The sequence below is a fragment of the Kitasatospora sp. NPDC088861 genome (assembly GCF_044750105.1).
GTDB lineage: Bacteria > Actinomycetota > Actinomycetes > Streptomycetales > Streptomycetaceae > Kitasatospora.
In genome coordinates this window covers 132,823-152,177 of record NZ_JBIVJF010000008.1, presented here as the reverse complement: position 1 = coordinate 152,177, position 19,355 = coordinate 132,823, and the positions used below count along the sequence as shown (strand labels likewise).

General features: G+C 70.5%; 21 protein-coding genes. 20 read left to right on the top strand and 1 reads right to left on the bottom strand.

Features of this window, described 5'->3' with window-relative positions:
- Nucleotides 1-129 precede the first annotated feature (129 nt).
- From rpmE to ACIP37_RS16925, 18 genes are all read left to right on the top strand, one after another.
- Complete coding sequence (gene rpmE, locus ACIP37_RS17010) at nt 130-351, top strand: 50S ribosomal protein L31 (protein ID WP_030057539.1); 222 nt, start codon at nt 130-132, stop codon at nt 349-351.
- Nucleotides 352-507: 156 nt separating this feature from the next.
- The gene (gene prfA / locus ACIP37_RS17005; RefSeq protein ID WP_363581982.1) at nt 508-1,584 is read left to right on the top strand and encodes a peptide chain release factor 1; all 1,077 of its coding nucleotides are present in this window, start codon (nt 508-510) and stop codon (nt 1,582-1,584) included.
- Nucleotides 1,585-1,646: 62 nt separating this feature from the next.
- Nucleotides 1,647-2,513: a peptide chain release factor N(5)-glutamine methyltransferase gene (gene prmC / locus ACIP37_RS17000; protein ID WP_063347810.1), complete on the top strand. Its 867-nt coding sequence runs from the start codon at nt 1,647-1,649 to the stop codon at nt 2,511-2,513.
- A 220-nt stretch (nt 2,514-2,733) separates the two neighbouring features.
- Nucleotides 2,734-3,381, top strand: a complete 648-nt coding sequence (locus tag ACIP37_RS16995) for an L-threonylcarbamoyladenylate synthase (protein ID WP_400844044.1) — start codon at nt 2,734-2,736, stop codon at nt 3,379-3,381.
- A gap of 32 nt (nt 3,382-3,413) precedes the next feature.
- Nucleotides 3,414-4,055 carry a protein-tyrosine-phosphatase gene (locus ACIP37_RS16990; RefSeq protein ID WP_363372045.1) on the top strand — a complete coding sequence of 214 codons (642 nt, stop codon included), beginning with the start codon at nt 3,414-3,416 and terminating at the stop codon, nt 4,053-4,055.
- A gap of 180 nt (nt 4,056-4,235) precedes the next feature.
- The gene (gene glyA / locus ACIP37_RS16985) at nt 4,236-5,516 is read left to right on the top strand and encodes a serine hydroxymethyltransferase (protein WP_363581984.1); all 1,281 of its coding nucleotides are present in this window, start codon (nt 4,236-4,238) and stop codon (nt 5,514-5,516) included.
- Between the two features lie 175 nt (nt 5,517-5,691).
- The gene (locus ACIP37_RS16980) at nt 5,692-6,969 is read left to right on the top strand and encodes an MraY family glycosyltransferase (protein ID WP_363581986.1); all 1,278 of its coding nucleotides are present in this window, start codon (nt 5,692-5,694) and stop codon (nt 6,967-6,969) included.
- A gap of 301 nt (nt 6,970-7,270) precedes the next feature.
- A complete protein-coding gene (locus tag ACIP37_RS16975) occupies nt 7,271-7,714 on the top strand; it encodes a hypothetical protein (protein ID WP_371517123.1) in 444 nt (147 codons plus the stop codon).
- Between the two features lie 285 nt (nt 7,715-7,999).
- Nucleotides 8,000-8,815 carry a F0F1 ATP synthase subunit A gene (atpB, locus tag ACIP37_RS16970; RefSeq protein WP_350879603.1) on the top strand — a complete coding sequence of 272 codons (816 nt, stop codon included), beginning with the start codon at nt 8,000-8,002 and terminating at the stop codon, nt 8,813-8,815.
- Between the two features lie 93 nt (nt 8,816-8,908).
- Nucleotides 8,909-9,145, top strand: coding sequence for an ATP synthase F0 subunit C (gene atpE / locus ACIP37_RS16965; RefSeq protein ID WP_350879602.1), 237 nt, complete (start codon nt 8,909-8,911; stop codon nt 9,143-9,145).
- A gap of 34 nt (nt 9,146-9,179) precedes the next feature.
- Nucleotides 9,180-9,737, top strand: coding sequence for a F0F1 ATP synthase subunit B (locus ACIP37_RS16960; protein ID WP_363581990.1), 558 nt, complete (start codon nt 9,180-9,182; stop codon nt 9,735-9,737).
- Nucleotides 9,734-10,549, top strand: a complete 816-nt coding sequence (locus ACIP37_RS16955) for a F0F1 ATP synthase subunit delta (RefSeq protein ID WP_363581992.1) — start codon at nt 9,734-9,736, stop codon at nt 10,547-10,549. Before ACIP37_RS16960 ends, ACIP37_RS16955 begins: the two co-directional genes overlap by 4 nt.
- Before the next feature lie 161 nt (nt 10,550-10,710).
- Nucleotides 10,711-12,285 carry a F0F1 ATP synthase subunit alpha gene (gene atpA / locus ACIP37_RS16950; protein WP_363581994.1) on the top strand — a complete coding sequence of 525 codons (1,575 nt, stop codon included), beginning with the start codon at nt 10,711-10,713 and terminating at the stop codon, nt 12,283-12,285.
- Between the two features lie 32 nt (nt 12,286-12,317).
- Entirely contained in the window at nt 12,318-13,232 is a 915-nt protein-coding gene (locus ACIP37_RS16945) for a F0F1 ATP synthase subunit gamma (protein WP_363581996.1), read from the top strand.
- Between the two features lie 2 nt (nt 13,233-13,234).
- Complete coding sequence (atpD, locus tag ACIP37_RS16940) at nt 13,235-14,680, top strand: F0F1 ATP synthase subunit beta (RefSeq protein ID WP_363581998.1); 1,446 nt, start codon at nt 13,235-13,237, stop codon at nt 14,678-14,680.
- Nucleotides 14,681-14,862: 182 nt separating this feature from the next.
- Nucleotides 14,863-15,246, top strand: a complete 384-nt coding sequence (locus ACIP37_RS16935) for a F0F1 ATP synthase subunit epsilon (protein WP_363582000.1) — start codon at nt 14,863-14,865, stop codon at nt 15,244-15,246.
- Between the two features lie 149 nt (nt 15,247-15,395).
- Complete coding sequence (locus ACIP37_RS16930) at nt 15,396-15,896, top strand: DUF2550 domain-containing protein (protein ID WP_063347798.1); 501 nt, start codon at nt 15,396-15,398, stop codon at nt 15,894-15,896.
- A 120-nt stretch (nt 15,897-16,016) separates the two neighbouring features.
- Nucleotides 16,017-16,589 carry a cob(I)yrinic acid a,c-diamide adenosyltransferase gene (locus tag ACIP37_RS16925; protein WP_363582002.1) on the top strand — a complete coding sequence of 191 codons (573 nt, stop codon included), beginning with the start codon at nt 16,017-16,019 and terminating at the stop codon, nt 16,587-16,589.
- 28 nt (nt 16,590-16,617) lie between these two features.
- Here the strand turns inward: ACIP37_RS16925 and ACIP37_RS16920 are convergent, their stop codons facing one another.
- Nucleotides 16,618-17,220 carry a hypothetical protein gene (locus ACIP37_RS16920; RefSeq protein WP_363619300.1) on the bottom strand — a complete coding sequence of 201 codons (603 nt, stop codon included), beginning with the start codon at nt 17,218-17,220 and terminating at the stop codon, nt 16,618-16,620.
- A 156-nt stretch (nt 17,221-17,376) separates the two neighbouring features.
- Between ACIP37_RS16920 and ACIP37_RS16915 the strand changes: the two genes are divergently transcribed.
- Both ACIP37_RS16915 and ACIP37_RS16910 read left to right on the top strand, forming a co-directional pair.
- Nucleotides 17,377-18,579: a histidine kinase gene (locus tag ACIP37_RS16915; RefSeq protein ID WP_363628710.1), complete on the top strand. Its 1,203-nt coding sequence runs from the start codon at nt 17,377-17,379 to the stop codon at nt 18,577-18,579.
- Complete coding sequence (locus ACIP37_RS16910; protein ID WP_350879592.1) at nt 18,576-19,226, top strand: response regulator transcription factor; 651 nt, start codon at nt 18,576-18,578, stop codon at nt 19,224-19,226. The genes ACIP37_RS16915 and ACIP37_RS16910 overlap by 4 nt, the downstream gene beginning before the upstream one ends.
- Nucleotides 19,227-19,355 lie beyond the last annotated feature (129 nt).

Sequence of the window (19,355 nt, the reverse complement as noted above, 5' to 3'; positions counted from 1 at the left end):
GGAATATCCCGGAACACGACCCGGTTTGGGAAGATGCGGCCGGTCCTGGCAGACTGGTCCGTCGGTCCCGGTTCACGTGCGGCGCTCCAGCCGCCGACCCGGTGCCCTCCCGAAACCTAGGAGAACCCCTTGAAGCCCAACGTTCACCCCGAGTACGTGGTCACCCGTGTGACCTGCACCTGCGGCGCCGAGTTCACGACCCGCTCGACCGAGACCAGTGGCGAGATCCGCGCCGAGGTCTGCTCGCAGTGCCACCCGTTCTACACCGGCAAGCAGAAGATCCTCGACACCGGTGGCCGCGTGGCCCGCTTCGAGGCCCGCTTCGGCAAGCAGCACAGCGCGAAGGCCTAGCGCTCCCACGGCGCCGGTTCCCGGTGCCCCCGTACTCGTTCCGGGGGCGCTGGGGGCCGGCGCCGTTCGCATCCCCCAGCACCCCCTCCAGCGGTTCGCACGACCGGCCGGTCCTCACCGGCTTCCAACGGTTCTCACGGGAAGAAGGCCCACTCCATGTTCGAGGCAGTCGAAGAGCTCCTCGTCGAGCACGCCGACCTCGAGAAGAGGCTGGCCGACCCGTCCGTCCACGCCGACCAGGCCAACGCTCGCAAGCTGGCCAAGCGGTACGCCGAGCTGACCCCGATCACCCGGGTCTACCGGCAGTGGCGACAGGCCGGCGAGGACATCGAGGCCGCGCGCGAACTCGCCGCCGAGGAACCGGAGTTCCTCGCCGAGGTGAAGGAGGGCGAGCAGCGCCGCGAGGGGCTGACCGAGGAGCTGCGGCTGCTGCTCGTGCCGCGCGACCCGAGCGACGACAAGGACGTCATCCTGGAGATCAAGGCGGGTGAGGGCGGCGAGGAGTCCGCGCTGTTCGCCGGCGACCTGCTCCGGATGTACCTGCGCTTCGCCGAGCGGATCGGCTGGAAGACCGAGATCATCGACGCCAACGAGTCCGACCTCGGCGGCTACAAGGACGTCTCGGTGGCCGTGAAGACCAAGGGCAACGCCGAGCCCGGGCAGGGCGTCTGGGCCCGGCTGAAGTACGAGGGCGGCGTGCACCGCGTGCAGCGCGTCCCCGCCACCGAGTCCCAGGGCCGCATCCACACCTCCGCGGCGGGCGTGCTGGTCACCCCCGAGGCGGAGGAGGTCGAGGTCGAGATCGTCGCCAACGACCTGCGGATCGACGTCTACCGCTCGTCCGGCCCCGGCGGCCAGTCGGTCAACACCACCGACTCCGCGGTCCGGATCACCCACCTGCCGACCGGTATCGTGGCGTCCTGCCAGAACGAGAAGAGCCAGCTGCAGAACAAGGAGCAGGCGATGCGCATCCTGCGGTCGCGCCTGTTGGCCGCCGCGCAGGAGGAGGCCGAGCGCGAGGCCTCGGACGCGCGTCGCAGCCAGGTCCGTACGGTGGACCGCTCCGAGCGGATCCGGACGTACAACTACCCGGAGAACCGCATCTCGGACCACCGCACGGGGTTCAAGTCGTACAACCTGGACCAGGTCCTGGACGGCGAACTGAACGCGGTGATCCAGTCCTGCGTCGACGCGGACGCGGCGGCCAAGCTCGCCTCGGCCCAACAGAACTGAGACCGGCGCGCCCAGCCCGAGCGACGGCGCGAGCCGGAGCGCAGAAACAAGAGGTCGTACGGATGAACCTGCTGCTCGCCGAGGTGGCCCAGGCCACCCAGCGGTTGGCCGCGGCCGGCGTGCCGTCGCCGCGCTTCGACGCGGAGGAACTCGCCGCCTACGTCCACAACGTCAAGCGCAGCCAGCTGCACTCGGTGAAGGACGCCGACTTCGACGCCCGCTACTGGGAGGCCGTCTCCCGCCGCGAGGCGCGCGAACCGCTCCAGCACATCACCGGGCGGGCGTTCTTCCGCTACCTCGAACTGGAGGTCGGCCCCGGGGTGTTCGTACCCCGGCCGGAGACCGAGACGGTCGTCGAGTGGGCCATAGACGCCGTCCGCGACATGGACGTGGCCGAGCCGCTGGTCGTCGACCTGTGCTCCGGCTCCGGCGCCATCGCGCTCGCCCTGGCCCAGGAGCTGCCGCGCTCGACCGTGCACGCCTTCGAACTCGACGAGGGCGCGCTGCAGTACACCCGGCGCAACATCGAGGCCAGCCCCGACCGCGCCCGGGTCACCCTGCACGCCGGTGACGCCACCCGGGCCTTCGCCGACGACCGCTCCTGGGACGGCCGCTTCGACCTGGTGATCTCCAACCCGCCGTACATCCCGCTCACCGAGTGGGAGTACGTCGCCCCGGAGGCCCGCGACCACGACCCGCAGATGTCGCTGTTCTCCGGCGAGGACGGCTTGGACACCATCCGCGGCATCGAGCGGGTGGCCGCCCGGCTGCTGCGCCCCGGCGGCGCGGTGGTGATCGAGCACGCCGACCAGCAGGGCGGGCAGGTCCCGTGGATCTTCAACGAGGAACGCGGCTGGACGGACACCGCCGACCACCGCGACCTGAACAACCGACCGCGCTTCACAACAGCCCGCAGGGCGTCGTTGTGAAGGGTCGAGCACAGTACAACAGCCCGCAGGGCGTCGTTGTGAACGATCGAGCACAGTACGACAGCCCGCAGGGCGTCGTTGTGAGCGGTCGAGTGCCGTACGCCCACCCGAGGGGCGTCGTCGTGACCGGCCGGGCCGCGGTACCGCCGCTCGCCCGGCCGCGCCGTGAAGACCGTGCTGTGAACGCTGTGATGAGCCATTCCGGAAGGGGACCGCACCGATGAGCCGCCGTTACGACTGTGCCGACGCCGGGGACCGCGCCACCGGCCTGCGCGAGGCCGCCTCGGCCATTCGCCGGGGCGAACTCGTCGTGCTGCCCACCGACACCCTGTACGGGGTCGGCGCGGACGCCTTCTCGCCGGAGGCCGTCGGCGACCTGCTGGCCGCCAAGGGCCGCGGCCGCAACATGCCCTCGCCCGTGCTGGTCGGCTCGCCGACCACCCTGCACGGCCTGGTCACCGACTTCTCCGAGCAGGCCTGGGAGCTGGTCGACGCGTTCTGGCCGGGCGGGCTCACCTTGGTCGCCAAGCACCAGCCCTCGCTGCGCTGGGACCTCGGCGAGACCCGCGGCACCGTCGCCGTCCGGATGCCGCTGCACCCGGTCGCCATCGAGCTGCTGAACGCCACCGGCCCGCTCGCCGTCTCCAGCGCCAACAAGACCGGCGGCCCGTCCCCGGCCACCTGCGACGAGGCGCAGGCGCAGCTCGGCGACGCCATCTCGGTCTACCTGGACGGCGGACAGGCGGACCACGCGACCGCCTCGTCCATCGTCGACGTCACGGGCAAGGCCCCGGTCCTGCTGCGGGCGGGCGCGATCAGCGTCGAGCAGCTGAGGGAGGTCGTCCCCGACCTGGAGGCCGGCAGTTGACGCCCATCGCCTCGCTCCATGCCGGGCCCGGCATAGCGCCGTACCTGAGCGTGGGTCCCAGGCCGCTGGACCACTTCCGGATCCTGTTCGTCTGTACCGGCAACATCTGCCGCTCGCCGATCGCCGAGCGGCTCACCCGGCGTGAGCTGGACACCCGGCTCAGCCCCCGGGTGGCCGGCCGGATCCTGGTGGAGAGCGCCGGCACCTGGGGCCACGTGGGCGCGCCGATGGAGGACCACGCCGCGACCGTCCTGGACGAGTACGGCGCCGACAGCGGCGGCTTCACCGGCCGCGAGCTGCTGGACGAGCACGTGGTCGAGGCCGACCTGGTGCTCACCGCGACCCTGGACCACCGCGCCCAGGTCATCTCGATGGGCCACGAGGCGGGGCTGCGCACCTTCACCCTGAAGGAGTTCACCCGCCTGGTGCGGACGATAGACCCGGGCACCCTGCCCGACCCGCGCCGCGGCGCCGACGTCACCGAGCGCGCCCGCGCCCTGGTCCGGGCGGCCGCCGCGCTGCGCGGCTGGCTGCTCGCCGCCACCCCGGAGTCCGACGAACTGGACGACCCGTACGGGGCCCCGATCGGCATGTTCCGCAACTGCGGCGAGGAGATATTCCACGCGGTCGACCCGGTGGTCACCGCGCTCACCGGCGTGCCCGCGCTGCGCTGACCGCCCGCGCCGCGAGCGGCCCGAAGGCCCCCCGGCGGCCCGGGGACGGCCCGCGGCGGCCGAGCGCCGAATGGCCCCGCGCCGACGAGCCGCCCGGCCCGGCCGGTCCTACGCTGGAGGAACCCACCCTTCCCGGCCCCCATGCCGGGAGGCGCCCCCACGCCGCCCCGGAGCCCCGCCATGACCGTCACCGACGCCCCGACCGGCCCGACCGCGACCAGAGGGCGCCCGTGGGCCTCCGAGGCGCTGCACCGGGCCGATCCGCAGGTGGCCGACCTGCTGGCGGCCGAGGCCGAGCGGCGGGCCGAGACGGTCCAGCTGCTGGCGGGGGAGAACCTGACCTCCCCGGCCGTCCTGGCGGCGCTGACCGGGCCGCTGATCGACAAGTACGCCGAGGGCTACCCGGGCCGCCGGCACCACACCGGCTGCGCCCTCGCGGACGCCGCCGAGCTGCTGGCGATCGACCGGGCCCGTGAGCTGTTCGCCGCCCCGCACGCCAACGTCCAGCCCCGGTCGGCGACTTCGGCGATGCTGGCGGCGTACGCGGCGCTGCTGCGGCCCGGCGACGGGGTGCTGGCGATGTCGCTGGAGCACGGCGGCCACCTCAGCTGCGGCTCGCGGGCGAACTTCTCCGGCCGCTGGTTCGCCTTCACGGGGTACGGGGTGCGCGAGGCCGACGGCCTGATCGACCTCGACCAGGTGCGCGACCTGGCCCGCGAGCACCGCCCGAAGGCGATCGTGGCGGGCTCGATCTCGCACCCCCGGCACCCGGACTGGGCCGCCTTCCGGGAGATCGCCGACGAGGTGGACGCCTACCTGATCGCCTCGGTCGCCCAGACCGCCGGCCTGGTCGCCGCCGGGGTGGCGCCCTCCCCGGTGCCGTACGCGGACGTCACCGTGGCGGCCACCCACAAGCTGCTGCGCGGCCCGCGCGGGGGCCTGCTGCTGTCCACCGCGGAGCTGGCCGAGCGGATCGACCGGGCGGTGTTCCCGTTCAGCCAGGGCGGGGCGGCGATGAACGAGGTGGCCGGCAAGGCGGTGGCGCTGGCCGAGGCGGCGACGCCCGGCTACCGGGCGTACGCGCAGCGGACGGTGGACGGGGCGCGGGTGCTGGCGACAGGGCTCGCGGCGGCCGGGATGCGCCCGCTGACCGGCGGCACCGACACCCACCTGGTGACGGCGGACGTGAGCCCGCTGGGCGTCACCGGCGCGGAGGCCGAGCGGCGCTGCGCCGTGGCCGGACTGCTGCTCGGCAAGTGCGCGCTGCCCTACGACCCGGCGCCGGCGGCCGAGGCCTCCGGGATCAGGCTGGGCACCGGCACGGTGACCAGCCAGGGGATGGGCGAGGCGGAACTCGCTGAGCTCGCCGGGCTGATCGCCCAGGTGCTCGCCGGGGGCACGGGCGCGCGGGTGGCGAACCGGGTCCGGGAGCTGGCCCTGTCCTTCGCCGACCGGCGGTGAACAAGAGCGTCGTCGACGGATATTCGGATCTCCTACCCGGGAGAGCGAACCGCGATGCGTGCCTTGAGCGTCCGACTCAATAAGGTGTGGGGCGTGGCGACGCACCTCGAACCCCGGGAACGCAGGGGAGTACCTTCGGTACCTCCCCGTTGGACAGTGACGCAGGAGGCCGGTGGTGCGTGAGTATCTGCTGGTGCTGTTCTGCACCGCCGCCGTCACCTACCTGTTGACCGGCCCGGTCCGGAAGTTCGCCATCGCGGCGGGCGCCATGCCGCCGGTCCGCGCCCGGGACGTGCACCGCGAGCCGACACCGCGGCTCGGCGGGATCGCCATGTTCGGCGGGCTGTGCGCGGGCATCCTGGTCGCCTCCCAGCTGGACAACCTGAGCAAGGTGTTCTCCCAGGGCACCGACATCCGCGCGCTGCTGTCCGGCGCCGGGATCATGTGGCTGCTCGGGGTGCTCGACGACAAGTGGGGCGTGGACGCGCTGGTGAAGCTCGGCGGCCAGATGATCGCCGCCGGTGTGATGGTCTGGCAGGGCGTCACGGTGATCACCCTCCCGGTGCCCGGTGTCGGCGCGGTCGCGGTGAGCCCCACCCAGGGCATGGTCATCTCGGTCACCCTGGTCGTCGTCATGGTCAACGCGGTGAACTTCATCGACGGCCTGGACGGCCTGGCGGGCGGCATGGTCTGCATCGCCGCGATGGCGTTCTTCCTGTACAGCTACCGGCTCTGGTACGGCTACACGATCACCGACGCGGCGCCTGCGGTGCTGTTCAGCGTGCTGCTGATCGGCATGTGCCTGGGCTTCCTGGCGCACAACATGCACCCCGCGCGGATCTTCATGGGCGACTCCGGCTCGATGATGCTGGGCCTGATGCTGGCCGTGGCCGCGATCTCCATCACCGGCCGCGTCGACCCGGACCTGATCAGCAGCGAGACCGGTTCGCAGACCGCGACCGTGCACGCCCTGGTGCCGATCTACATCCCGCTGCTGCTGCCGCTGACGGTCATCGCGCTGCCGCTGGCGGACCTGCTGCTCGCGGTGGTGCGCCGCACCTGGGCCGGCCAGTCGCCGTTCGCCGCGGACAAGCGCCACCTGCACCACCGGCTGCTCCAGGTCGGGCACTCGCACAGCCGCGCGGTGCTGATCATGTACTTCTGGGCCGCGCTGATCGCCTTCGGCACGGTGGCCTTCTCGGTCACCAACACCGGCCGCACGGTGGTGCTGACGCTCGCCGGGCTCTGCCTGGTCGGCCTGGTGGTGCTGCTGACGCCGCAGTTCCGGCCGCGCGCGCCGAAGGCGGTGCAGGCCTTCGTCCCGCCGCGCTACCGGCGCCGTCCGTCCGCCCCCATGGCTGAACTGTCGGCAAAGGACAAGCAACTTCTTGGTGAAGCCGACCGGGGAGCCTCCGCGCTCGACGACCACGGCCGGGCCACCGGCCGCCGGTAGCAAGGCAGTTGATGTTCCGTCAAATGGCCTCACCTGTTCGGCTGCACCGTTGCGCCGTCGGTGTGACAGGTGCCACACATTCATGGTAAAGCTCTCATCAAATAGTTTGTGATACCGTTCACGAGTACCGAGAACACGCCGAAAGACCTGACAGGTGGAGGACTTCCGTCCCTGGTCGGTCTCCCTCGACGGGCCCGCCGCTCCAGCGGGCGGCCCGGGCGGCGGCCTCTCGGTCCGGTGTCACCCACCACCTTCTGTGCCCCGTCCCCCGTCACATCGACATGCCGCCGGAGCTGCCGACATGCCGTCCACCGACGCCCGGATCCTCCGAGGCGCCGCGATTCCCACTGCGGCCGCCGGGATCATCGCCATGGCGATCTCGTTCGCCGTCGCCGGTGGGAAGGGGCTGCTCGGCGCCCTCTTCGGCGCACTCCTGGTGATGGCCTTCTTCAGCTTCGGCCAGGTCGCGCTCGACCGGCTGACCAGGTCGAACCCGCACATCATGATGGCCGCGGCGCTGCTCGTGTACACCACGCAGATCCTGCTGGTCGGCATCGTGCTGGCGGTCTTCAAGAACACCGAGCTCTTCAACCGGCAGGCCTTCGCCTTCACCCTGCTCGGCTGCGCGCTGATCTGGACGGGGTTCCAGGTGCGCGGTGCGCTGAAGGCCAAGACCTTCTACGTCGACCCCGACGCCTCCGAAAACAAGGGCGACAAGCCCTCCGACTCGGGGCGTCAACAGTGACGAGCCCTGGCTGTCCCCCCAACGAGGGGGGCGGTGTTTATGCCGCACTGACGGACTGCTATCGTCCGTCGCAACAACGGAGCACGGGAAGCGGCCAGGTCTGTCCGAACAGCGGACGGATCGCCCCCCGGATCCGCGCAGTCTTCGATGATCCCGCTGTGGTGCGGCGCACCGGCGCGCGGGATCCGCGAGAAACCCATCAAGTTCCAGTGCCGCTCCGTGGCCGCAGGCCACGCCGACACACCGAGGTTGCCGTAACCATGCGTCACGACGAAGGAGTCCGTGGTGAGTGCTGATCAGCTCACGTTCCTCGCCTCAGGCAGTTGCCACTTCGGGGACGCTGGCTGCGGCTTCCCGGCCCCGGGTCTGAACGAGTTCCAGTTCAAGCCGATCTTCTCGATCGGCAGTATCGAGTTCAACAAGCCGATGCTGCTGTCGGTCATCGTTGCGCTGCTGGTCGTCGTCTTCTTCTGGGCCGCCTTCGCCAAGCCGCGCCTGGTCCCCGGCAAGCTGCAGCTCGTCGGCGAGATCGGCTACGACTTCGTCAAGCGCTCCATCGTGCTGGAGACGATCGGCAAGAAGGGCGAGAAGTACGTCCCGATGCTCGTCTCGATGTTCTTCTTCATCTGGCTGATGAACATCATGTCGATCATCCCCTTCGCGCAGTTCCCCGTCTCGGCGGCGATCGCGTTCCCGGCCGGCCTCGCTGCGGTCGTGTGGATCACCTACATGACGCTGACCTTCAAGAAGCACGGCTTCGTCGGCGGTCTGAAGAACCTCTGCTGGCCCTCGGGCATCCCCGGCTGGGTCATGTTCATCCTGGTGCCGATCGAGTTCTTCTCGAACATCTTCGTGCGCCCCTTCACGCTCGCGGTCCGAGCCTTCGCGAACATGTTCGCCGGCCACCTGCTGATCGTGATGTTCTCCATCGCCTCCTGGTACCTGCTCAGCCCGACCCTGGGTGCGCTCTACGGCTCGGCCTCGTTCATCGTCGCCGTCGCGCTGACCGCCTTCGAGCTGCTGGTCCAGTTCCTGCAGGCCTACATCTTCGTGATGCTGGCCAGCAGCTACATCGCCGGTGCCCTCGAAGAGGCGCACTGAGCCAGGGGGCTTCGGCCCTCCCTGAACCAACCTCTCCGGATTGCCCGGTGGCCAATCACCACCGGTTCACCACCCCTGCAAAGGACAACGTCAATGAGCATCCTCGCTGAGGGCAACGTCTACGGTTCCGTCGCCTCCATCGGCTACGGCCTCGCCGCGATCGGCCCCGGCATCGGCGTCGGTCTGATCTTCGGCAACGGTGTCCAGGCCATGGCCCGTCAGCCCGAGGCTGCCGGCCTGATCCGCTCCAACATGTTCATCGGCTTCGCGCTGACCGAGGCGCTCGCCCTCATCGGCATCGTCATGCCGTTCGTCTTCGGCAACAAGTAATCCTGCCGCAGACCCATTCGAGGAAGGTCCAGATATGAGCATCGCGGTTACGCTCGCGGCCGAGGAGAAGATGAACCCTCTCCTCCCCGCGTGGCCCGAGATCATCATCGGCCTGCTCTGCTTCTTCATCGTCTTCGGTCTCCTCGGCAAGAAGCTCCTCCCCAGCATCGAGAAGGTGCTGTCGGAGCGTCGGGACGCCATCGAGGGCGGCATGGAGCGCGCCGAGGCCGCTCAGGCGGAGGCCCAGGCCCTGCTTGAGCAGTACCGCGCCGAGCTCGCCGAGGCGCGTCACGAGGCTGCCCGCATCGTCGAGCAGGCTCGCGAGCAGGGCGCTGCCCAGCTCACCGAGATGCGCGAGGAGGGCCAGCGTCAGCGCGAGGCCATCGTCGCCGCCGGCCACGCGCAGATCGAGGCCGACAAGAAGCAGGCGACTGCCGTCCTGCGCCAGGACGTGGGTTCGCTGGCCTCCCAGCTGGCTTCCCGCATCGTGGGCGAGTCCCTCGAGGACAGCGCTCGGCAGAGCGGCGTGATCGACCGTTTCCTGGACGAGCTGGAGGCCAAGGCCGCCGTTGCTCAGGGTGCGGCCAAGTGATCGGCGCCAGCCGCGAGGCCCTCGCCGCCGGCCGGCAGAACCTGGAGAGCCTGACCGACTCCACCTCGGTGGACGCGGCCAAGCTCGCCGAGGAGCTCACCGCCGTCACGGCCGTGCTGGACCGTGAGGTGTCGCTGCGCCGTGTCCTGACCGACCCGTCCCGGTCGGGTCAGGACAAGGCCCAGCTGGTCTCCTCGCTGCTGACCGGTCAGGTCTCCGGCGAGACCGTCGACCTCGTCTCCGGTCTGGTCCGCTCCCGCTGGTCGGGCTCGCGCGACCTGGTGGACGGGACCGAGGAGCTGGCCGCGTACGCCGAGGTCATCGCGGCGGACAGGGCAGGCGCCCTGGACGACGTCGAGGACGAGCTGTTCCGGTTCAGCCGGGTGGTGGGCGGCTCGCACGAGCTGCGCGCCGCGCTGACCGAGCCGAAGGCCGGCACCGCCGCGAAGGCCGCGCTGATCAAGAAGCTGCTCGGTGGCCGCGCCCACGCGGGCACCGTCCGGCTGGTCACGGCCATCGTCAACGCGCCGCGTGGCCGTAGCCTGGAGCAGGGCCTGGAGTCCTACTCGAAGCTCGCCGCCGCGCGCCGCGGCCGCGTGGTGGCCCTGGTCACCACCGCGGTGCCGCTGTCGGACACCCAGAAGGAGCGCCTGTCCGGTGCTCTGGGCCGGATGTACGGCCGCCAGGTCCACCTGAACATCGACGTCGACCCCGAGGTCGTCGGCGGTGTCCGGGTGCAGGTCGGCGACGAGATCATCGACGGCACCGTGTCGAGCCGCCTCGAAGGCGCTCGCCAGTCGCTCGAAGGCTGAGCACACCGAAGCAGCAGCACATCCGACCCTCGGTCGGGAAACCGGCTCCCCAAGGAGCCGGCACATCGGACGGCCGGTTCGGCAGACCCGGCCGAGAGTCGAATACTTGCGGCCCTCAATGGCGGGCCGAGGATCGCAAACTAGGAGAGCAGGGAAGCCTGATGGCGGAGCTTACGATCCGTCCGGAGGAGATCCGGGACGCGCTGGCCGACTTTGTCCAGTCGTACCAGCCGGACGCCGCTTCTGTGGAAGAGGTCGGCACGGTCACTGACGCGGCGGACGGCATCGCGCATGTCGAGGGCCTGCCCTCGGTCATGGCGAACGAGCTGCTGAGGTTCGAGGACGGCACGCTCGGCCTCGCGCTGAACCTCGACACCCGCGAGATCGGTGTCGTCATCCTCGGTGAGTTCGGTGGCATCGAAGAGGGCCAGACCGTGCGCCGCACCGGCGAGGTCCTCTCGGTTCCGGTCGGCGACGGCTACCTCGGCCGCGTCGTGGACCCGCTGGGCAACCCGATCGACGGTCTGGGCGACATCGCCTCCAGCGGCCGCCGCGCCCTGGAGCTGCAGGCCCCCGGCGTCATGGCCCGCAAGTCGGTCAAGCAGCCGCTGCAGACCGGCATCAAGGCCATCGACTCGATGACCCCGATCGGCCGTGGCCAGCGTCAGCTGATCATCGGTGACCGCCAGACCGGCAAGACCGCGGTGGCCGTCGACACGATCATCAACCAGCGCGACAACTGGCGCTCGGGCGACCCGGAGAAGCAGGTCCGCTGCATCTACGTCGCCGTGGGCCAGAAGGGCTCCACCATCGCGTCCGTCCGCGGCGCCCTGGAGGAGGCCGGCGCGCTGGAGTACACCACCATCGTGGCTGCTCCCGCCTCCGACCCGGCCGGCTTCAAGTACCTCGCCCCGTACACCGGTTCGGCCATCGGCCAGGAGTGGATGTACGACGGCAAGCACGTCCTGATCATCTTCGACGACCTGTCGAAGCAGGCCGAGGCCTACCGCTCCGTGTCGCTGCTGCTGCGCCGTCCGCCGGGCCGCGAGGCCTACCCGGGCGACGTCTTCTACCTGCACTCCCGCCTGCTGGAGCGTTGCGCCAAGCTGAACGACGCCCTGGGCGGCGGCTCGATGACCGGTCTGCCGATCATCGAGACCAAGGCCAACGACGTCTCGGCGTACATCCCGACCAACGTCATCTCCATCACCGACGGCCAGTGCTTCCTGGAGTCCGACCTGTTCAACGCCGGCATCCGCCCGGCCGTGAACGTCGGTATCTCGGTCTCCCGCGTCGGTGGCTCCGCCCAGATCAAGGCCATGCGTTCGGTCGCCGGCCGTCTGCGTCTGGACCTCGCCCAGTACCGCGAGCTGGAGGCCTTCGCCGCCTTCGGTTCCGACCTGGACGCGGCCTCCAAGGCCCAGCTGGAGCGCGGTGCGCGCATGGTCGAGCTGCTGAAGCAGGGCCAGTACCAGCCGTTCCCGGTCGAGGAGCAGGTCGTCTCCATCTGGGCCGGCACCACCGGCAAGCTGGACGACGTCCCGGTCGCCGAGATCCGCCGCTTCGAGCGCGAGTTCCTGGACCACGTGCGCCTCCAGCACAAGGACCTGCTCGCGGGCATCGTCGAGACCGGTCTGCTCGCCGAGGGCACCGTCGACGCGCTGACCAGCGCCATCGACGCGTTCAAGCAGGGCTACCAGACCGCTGACGGCAAGCTGCTCTCCGAGCAGGCCTGAGTCCGGTAGCGAGGGAAAGGACGTAACGACCCATGGGAGCACAGCTTCGGGTCTACAAGCGCCGGATCCGCTCTGTCACCGCGACGAAGAAGATCACCAAGGCGATGGAGATGATCTCCGCGTCGCGCATCGTCAAGGCGCAGCGCGCGGTGGCCGCCTCCACTCCGTACGCCGATGAGCTCACCCGTGCGGTGACGGCGGTGGCCACCCGGTCCAACGCCAAGCACCCGCTCACCACCGAGAACCCGAGCGCCTCGCGCGCCGCCGTCCTGCTGATCACGGCGGACCGCGGCCTGGCGGGCGGTTACTCGACCAACGCCATCAAGGCCGCGCAGTCGCTCAGCGAGCGTCTGCGGGCCGAGGGCAAGGACGTGGTGACGTACATCGTCGGTCGCAAGGGCGTCTCGTACTACACGTTCCGCGGCTTCGAGATCGCGGAGTCGTGGACGGGCTTCTCGGACAAGCCGACCTACGGGGACGCGAAGACCGTGGCGGCCGACCTGATCGAGGCCTTCACGGCCGAGACGGGCGGCGTGGACGAGCTCCACCTGATCTCGACCAAGTTCGTGTCGATGCTGACGCAGAACGCGGTCGGGGCCCGGCTGCTGCCGCTGAAGCTGGACGAGGTCCAGCTCAGCGACGACCAGCCGGCCAAGGCGGAGATCTTCCCGCTGTACGACTTCGAGCCGTCGGCGGAGGGCGTGCTGGACGCGCTGCTGCCGCGGTACGTCGAGAGCCGGATCTACAACGCGCTGCTGCAGTCGGCCGCCTCCGAGCACGCCGCCCGCCGACGCGCGATGAAGAGCGCGACGGACAACGCCGGCGAGCTCATCAAGTCGCTCACGCGGCTTGCCAACTCGGCCCGTCAGGCCGAGATCACCCAGGAAATCAGCGAGATCGTCGGCGGTGCCAACGCCCTCGCCGACGCTAGCCGCGGGAGCGAATGAGAATGACCACCACTGTTGAGCCGACCACGGCGACGGGCCGCGTCGCGCGGGTCATCGGCCCGGTCGTCGACGTGGAGTTCCCCGTCGACGCTATTCCGAACATGTTCAACGCCCTGCACGTCGAGGCGGAGAACCCCGACGGCTCGGGCAAGAAGACCCTGACCCTCGAGGTCGCCCAGCACCTGGGCGACGGCATGGTCCGCGGCATCTCGATGCAGCCGACCGACGGTCTGGTCCGTGGCACCCAGGTCACCGACACCGGTGCCGCCATCTCGGTGCCCGTCGGCCAGATCACCAAGGGCAAGGTCTTCAACGCCCTCGGCGACGTGCTGAACGTGGACCAGAAGGAGTTCGACCAGCAGGTCGAGGTCCGCTGGCCGATCCACCGCAAGGCGCCGGAGTTCAAGGACCTCGAGTCCAAGACCGAGATGTTCGAGACCGGCATCAAGGTCATCGACCTCCTCACCCCGTACGTCCAGGGTGGCAAGATCGGTCTGTTCGGTGGTGCCGGTGTCGGCAAGACCGTTCTGATCCAGGAGATGATCTACCGCGTCGCCGAGAACTTCGGTGGTGTGTCGGTGTTCGCCGGCGTCGGCGAGCGCACCCGTGAGGGCAACGACCTCATCGACGAGATGGTCGACTCGGGCGTTCTGGACAAGACCGCGCTGGTCTTCGGCCAGATGGACGAGCCGCCGGGCACCCGTCTGCGCGTCGCGCTCTCCGCGCTGACCATGGCGGAGTACTTCCGTGACGTCGAGAAGCAGGACGTGCTCCTCTTCATCGACAACATCTTCCGGTTCACCCAGGCCGGTTCCGAGGTGTCGACCCTGCTCGGCCGCATGCCCTCCGCGGTGGGCTACCAGCCGAACCTGGCCGACGAGATGGGCCTCCTCCAGGAGCGCATCACCTCGACCCGCGGTCACTCGATCACCTCGATGCAGGCGATCTACGTCCCCGCGGACGACCTGACCGACCCGGCCCCGGCCACCACCTTCGCCCACCTGGACGCGACGACCGTTCTGTCGCGCCCGATCTCGGAGAAGGGCATCTACCCGGCCGTCGACCCGCTGGACTCCACGTCCCGCATCCTCGACCCGCGGTACATCGCGCAGACCCACTACGACACGGCCCTCCGTATCAAGGGGATCCTGCAGAAGTACAAGGACCTCCAGGACATCATCGCGATCCTCGGTATCGACGAGCTGTCCGAGGAGGACAAGGTCACGGTCCACCGTGCCCGTCGCATCGAGCGCTTCCTCTCGCAGAACACCTACGTGGCGAAGCAGTTCACCGGTGTCGAGGGTTCGACCGTGCCGCTGTCGGAGACCATCGAGGCCTTCAACGCGATCGCGGACGGCAAGTACGACTCCATCCCGGAGCAGGCCTTCTTCATGTGCGGTGGCATCGAGGACCTCGAGAAGAACGCCGCCGAGCTGGCGAAGAAGTAGTCGCGGCCGGTAGCAGCTGAGTGACCGTGAGGGGTGGCCCCGAGCCCGGGACCACCCCTCGCGTCGCATCGGCTGTGATTCCGGTCAAATCCGTGCCGCCGGTTTCATGCCGGAGGCGCGCGGCCGTTATTCTTACCGAAACTCCCGAGTAATCGGGGGTTGCATGAGCCTAGGAGCCCACGTTGGCTGAGCTGCACGTCGAGCTGGTCGCAGCCGACCGCAAGGTGTGGTCCGGTGCGGCCACCATCGTCGTCGCCCGTACGGCCTCCGGCGACACCGGCATCATGCCGGGTCACACCCCGGTGCTGAGCGTGCTGGAGACCGGTCCGGTCACCATTCGCACGGCGGACGGCGGCACCGTGATCGCCGCGGTGCACGGAGGCTTCATCTCCTTCGCCGACAACAAGCTGTCTCTGCTCGCGGAGATCGCCGAGCTGGCGGACGAGATCGACGTCGCCCGTGCCGAGCGCGCGCTGGAGAAGGCCAAGTCGGGCCTGGACGAGCACGCCGAGCGGCGCGCCGAGGTCCGCCTGTTCGCGGCGCGCGGCCTCAAGGCCCACGTCTGAGTGCGCCAAGACCCTGGTTCAGCGGGGTCGACCGACGGTCCCGGGGACGCGTGAGCGTGACCCCGGGACTGTCGTCGTAGTTGGTAGGTCAACGCGGTCGCTTGATACGACCGATACGGGGAACGCGGGTAGCGAGGAGGTAGGTGAGCATGGTCCTCGCGCTTGTGGTGTGTGCGGCGGTCGTGGCGCTGGGTGTGATCGGCCTGGTGGCGTTCGCGGTACGACGCCGCCTGATCCAGCGGGTCGGCGGCACGTTCGACTGCAGTTACCGACTCAAAATGCCCGCCGACGCCTCGACGCAGCCCGACCTCGACGAGAACGGCAAACCCACCTCGGCCCCGGTCCCCCAGACCGACGGCAAGGGGTGGGTTTTTGGTATCGGCCGCTACAGCGGTGACTCGATCGAGTGGTTCCGGGTCTTCTCGTACGCCCCGCGCCCGCGCAGGGTGCTGCCGCGCCGGGAGATCGAGGTGCTCGGCCGGCGCTACCCGGAGGGCCAGGAGGAGCTCGCCCTGCTCTCCGGCTCGGTGGTGCTGCGCTGCCTGCACAACGGGGAGCCGCTGGAGCTGGCGATGAGCGAGGACGCGCTCACCGGCTTCCTCGCCTGGCTGGAGGCCGCCCCGCCCGGGCAGAGGGTCAACGTCGCGTAGCGGCGGGACCCTCGGGGTGGGGGTACCCCCGGCCGGAGGCTGGGGGAGGTCAACGTCGCGTAGCGGCGATCGCCGGGTTCGGGGTTAACGCCGCCTAACCCGTCCGGCTACGCTGGCCGCATGGTGAATCTGACGCGCATCTACACCCGCACCGGCGACGACGGCACCACCGCGCTAGGCGACATGAGCCGGACCACCAAGACCGATCCCCGCCTGGTCGCGTACGCCGACACCAACGAGGCGAACGCGGCGATCGGCGTGGCCGTCGCCGCCGGATCGCTGCCCGAGGACATCGTCACGGTGCTCGTCCGGATCCAGAACGACCTGTTCGACGTCGGCGCGGACCTGTCCACGCCGGTGGTCGAGGACCCGAAGTACCCGCCGCTGCGGGTGCTGCCGTCGTACGTCGACCGGCTGGAGGGGGACTGCGACCACTACCTGGAGCAGTTGGAGAAGCTGCGCAGCTTCATCCTGCCCGGCGGTACGCCCGGCGCGGCCTACCTGCACCTGGCCTGCACGGTGGTGCGGCGGGCCGAGCGGGCCACCTGGGCGGCGATCGCGGAGTACGGGGACAGCGTCAACCCGCTGACCGCGAAGTACCTCAACCGGCTCTCCGACCTGCTGTTCATCCTGGCCCGGGCGGCCAACAAGGAGCGCGGCGACGTGCTCTGGGTTCCGGGCGAGAACCGCTAGCGGTCCCTCAGAACCGCCGGCAAGCCCCTCAGAGCCGCTTCTCCGGGACGCCGGCGACGGGCTGCTCGGCGATCGGGTCGTCCGCGTCCTGCTCGCCGGCCGGCGGCTGCTTCGGCCAGAGCGTGTAGCTGACGGCGATGACCACGTTGACCACGGCGGCGATGCCCAGCTTGAGGTACCACTGGAGGAAGGTGCCGAAGTGTGCGGAGCCTCCCGACAGCGGCACCAGCAGGGTGATCAGGCTCAGTGTGATCGCGGCCGAGACCACCGTGCGGCGGCAGATCTGCCACTCGTACCGGGACCGCGCCAGGCCGTACTTCGGTGAGCGCGGCGGCTTGGGGCCGCCGGCGAAGCGGTACATGAAGTGCCGGTCGGCCCAGCGGACCAGGGAGGGCCCGTACCCGATCGAGAAGCCCGCGTAGCTCGCCGCGAGGGCGTGCGTCCAGCTCGCGGCGGCGCCGCCGCGCAGGTCGAGCACGGTGAGCACGTACAGGGTGAGGTCCACCACCGGCAGGCCGACCAGCAGGGCGGTGCTGGTGCGGCGCCACCGCAGCAGGTAGCGGGCGGTGAGACCGAGGCCGAGCAGGATCCAGAAGGAGATCTCGGCCGCGACGATGAGGGTGACGATCACGTTGTGCTCCCGGGCGGTCGGCGGTGCCTCCAGCCTGGCGCGCGGGCGTGGCCGCGTCGTCGTCGCCGGGTGCCGTCCCGGCCTGCACCTTTCGATGTACGGCGGCTCCTCCGGGGACCGGAGCCGGGCGGCGCCCGGGGATGGTGAGATGGAGGTGTGCTGAGACCGACCCTCACCCCGCGCCAGGAGGACCGGGGGATCGCCCTGCTCGGTCTGTTCGGCGGAGCGCTGCTGATCGCGCTCCAGGTCTACGACAACTCCTCGCGGATCCCGCGCGGGGCGGTGGTGCCGGCGCTGCTGGTCATGGCGGTGCTGGAGCTGTTCCGCCGGACCAGGCCGGTGCTCACCACGACGCTGGGCGGGCTCGCCTTCGGGTACAGCATCTTCACCGGCGCCCTGCTGGCGACCAGCCTGATGTACACCGACCTGCTCTACGCGGCGGTGCTCTACGGGACCCCGAGGATGTCCCGGATCCTGCACCTGACCGGCACGGGTTCGGTGCTGGTGCTGTCCACCCTGGTGCTGATCTACAGCGACGCCTCGAACGCGGTGGCGGTGGTGGTGCTCACCGTGCTGATCTACCTGGCGCCGGTCTGGACCGGGGACGTGGTCCGCAAGCACCGCGACCGGGCGGTGAGCGAGCGGCTGCGGGCCGAACAGACCGCGCTGCTCTCGGAGATGGACCGGCGTGAGGCCGTCGTCGCCGAACGCGCGAGGATGGCACGGGAGTTGCACGACGTGGTGGCCAACCACCTGTCGGCGATCGCGATCCACGCGACCGGCGCGCAGTCCGTCGCCCGGCGCCGTCGGCTGGCCGGGGACGACCCGCTGGTGGAGGTGCTGGCGGTGATCCGGGAGAGCAGCGTCCAGGGTTTGGCTGAAATGCGCCGCATGATCGGACTGCTGCGCGACAGCGGCGGGGGAGAGGCGGACGAGTCGTACGCGGCGCCCGACCTGGCCGCCGTGGACGCCCTGCTGGCCAAGGCCCGGGCGGCCGGCCAGGACGTCGGGCTGGACTTCGAACTCGCCGAGCGGGGCGAGCGCGGGGAGGTCCCGGTGCCGGTCCGGCTGGCCGCGTACCGGATCGTCCAGGAGTCGCTGACCAACGCGCTCAAGCACGCCGGGCCCGGACTGGTCAGCGTGCGGATGGAGTTCGGCCCCGAGGAACTGCGGATCGCCGTCGACAGCCCGTACCGGCACGGACCGGGCCGCGAACTGCCCGGCGCCCGGGCCGGGCTGGTCGGCATGGCGGAGCGGGCCGGGCTGCTCGGCGGCAGCTTCGAGGCGGGGCCGCGGAACGACTACTGGAGCGTGCGCGCGGTACTGCCGCGCGGGCGGGAGAGCGGGGCAGGGGCATGACGATCCGGGTGCTGGTGGCCGAGGACCAGGCGGCGGTACGGGCGGCGCTGGTGATGATCCTGCGGGCCGAGCCGGACATCGAGGTGGTCGGGCAGGCCGCCGACGGCGAGGAGGCCGTCCGGCTGGCGCTGGAGCTGCGGCCCGACGTGGTGCTGATGGACGTGCAGATGCCCCGGCTGGACGGCGTCTCGGCGACCCGGCAGGTGGTCGCCGCCGGGGCCGGCCAGGTGCTGGTGCTGACCACCTTCGACCTGGACGAGTACGTCTACGGCGCGCTGCGGGCCGGCGCGGCCGGGTTCCTGCTCAAGGACCTGGAGGCGGACACCCTGGTCGAGGGCGTCCGGACGGTGGCGCGCGGGGACGGCATGCTGGCGCCCTCGGTGACCAGGCGGCTGATCGGCGCCTTCGCCCGGCCGGACCGGGCGGTCGGGCCGGAAGCCAGGGAGGCGGTGGCCGGACTGACCCCGCGTGAGCGGGAGGTGCTGGCCTGCATCGGGGCCGGGCTGTCCAACGGGGAGATCGCGGCCCGGCTGGAGATGGCGGAGGCGACCACCAAGACGCACGTCAGCCGGATCCTGGCGAAGCTGCGGCTGCGCAACCGGGTGCAGGCGGCGATCCTGGCGCAGGACCTCGGGCTGACCGTCTGACCGTCTGATGGTCCGGTCGGCCGGTCCGGTCAGATGGTCCGATCGGCCGGTCTGATCGGCTGGTCACGGTGGGTCTGGGTCGCCCGACCAGGTCGGGCGCAGATCACACTCCCGATTGACACCACGGGG

Bases quoted from the DNA above. Each gene is read 5' to 3' on its own strand.
- prfA (WP_363581982.1), top strand. From the start codon at position 508: ATGTTCGAGGCAGTCGAAGAGCTCCTCGTCGAGCACGCCGACCTCGAG.
- prmC (WP_063347810.1), top strand. From the start codon at position 1,647: ATGAACCTGCTGCTCGCCGAGGTGGCCCAGGCCACCCAGCGGTTGGCC.
- ACIP37_RS16995 (WP_400844044.1), top strand. From the start codon at position 2,734: ATGAGCCGCCGTTACGACTGTGCCGACGCCGGGGACCGCGCCACCGGC.
- glyA (WP_363581984.1), top strand. From the start codon at position 4,236: ATGACCGTCACCGACGCCCCGACCGGCCCGACCGCGACCAGAGGGCGC.
- ACIP37_RS16975 (WP_371517123.1), top strand. From the start codon at position 7,271: ATGCCGTCCACCGACGCCCGGATCCTCCGAGGCGCCGCGATTCCCACT.
- atpE (WP_350879602.1), top strand. From the start codon at position 8,909: ATGAGCATCCTCGCTGAGGGCAACGTCTACGGTTCCGTCGCCTCCATC.
- ACIP37_RS16960 (WP_363581990.1), top strand. From the start codon at position 9,180: ATGAGCATCGCGGTTACGCTCGCGGCCGAGGAGAAGATGAACCCTCTC.
- atpA (WP_363581994.1), top strand. From the start codon at position 10,711: ATGGCGGAGCTTACGATCCGTCCGGAGGAGATCCGGGACGCGCTGGCC.
- ACIP37_RS16945 (WP_363581996.1), top strand. From the start codon at position 12,318: ATGGGAGCACAGCTTCGGGTCTACAAGCGCCGGATCCGCTCTGTCACC.
- atpD (WP_363581998.1), top strand. From the start codon at position 13,235: ATGACCACCACTGTTGAGCCGACCACGGCGACGGGCCGCGTCGCGCGG.
- ACIP37_RS16930 (WP_063347798.1), top strand. From the start codon at position 15,396: ATGGTCCTCGCGCTTGTGGTGTGTGCGGCGGTCGTGGCGCTGGGTGTG.
- ACIP37_RS16925 (WP_363582002.1), top strand. From the start codon at position 16,017: ATGGTGAATCTGACGCGCATCTACACCCGCACCGGCGACGACGGCACC.
- ACIP37_RS16910 (WP_350879592.1), top strand. From the start codon at position 18,576: ATGACGATCCGGGTGCTGGTGGCCGAGGACCAGGCGGCGGTACGGGCG.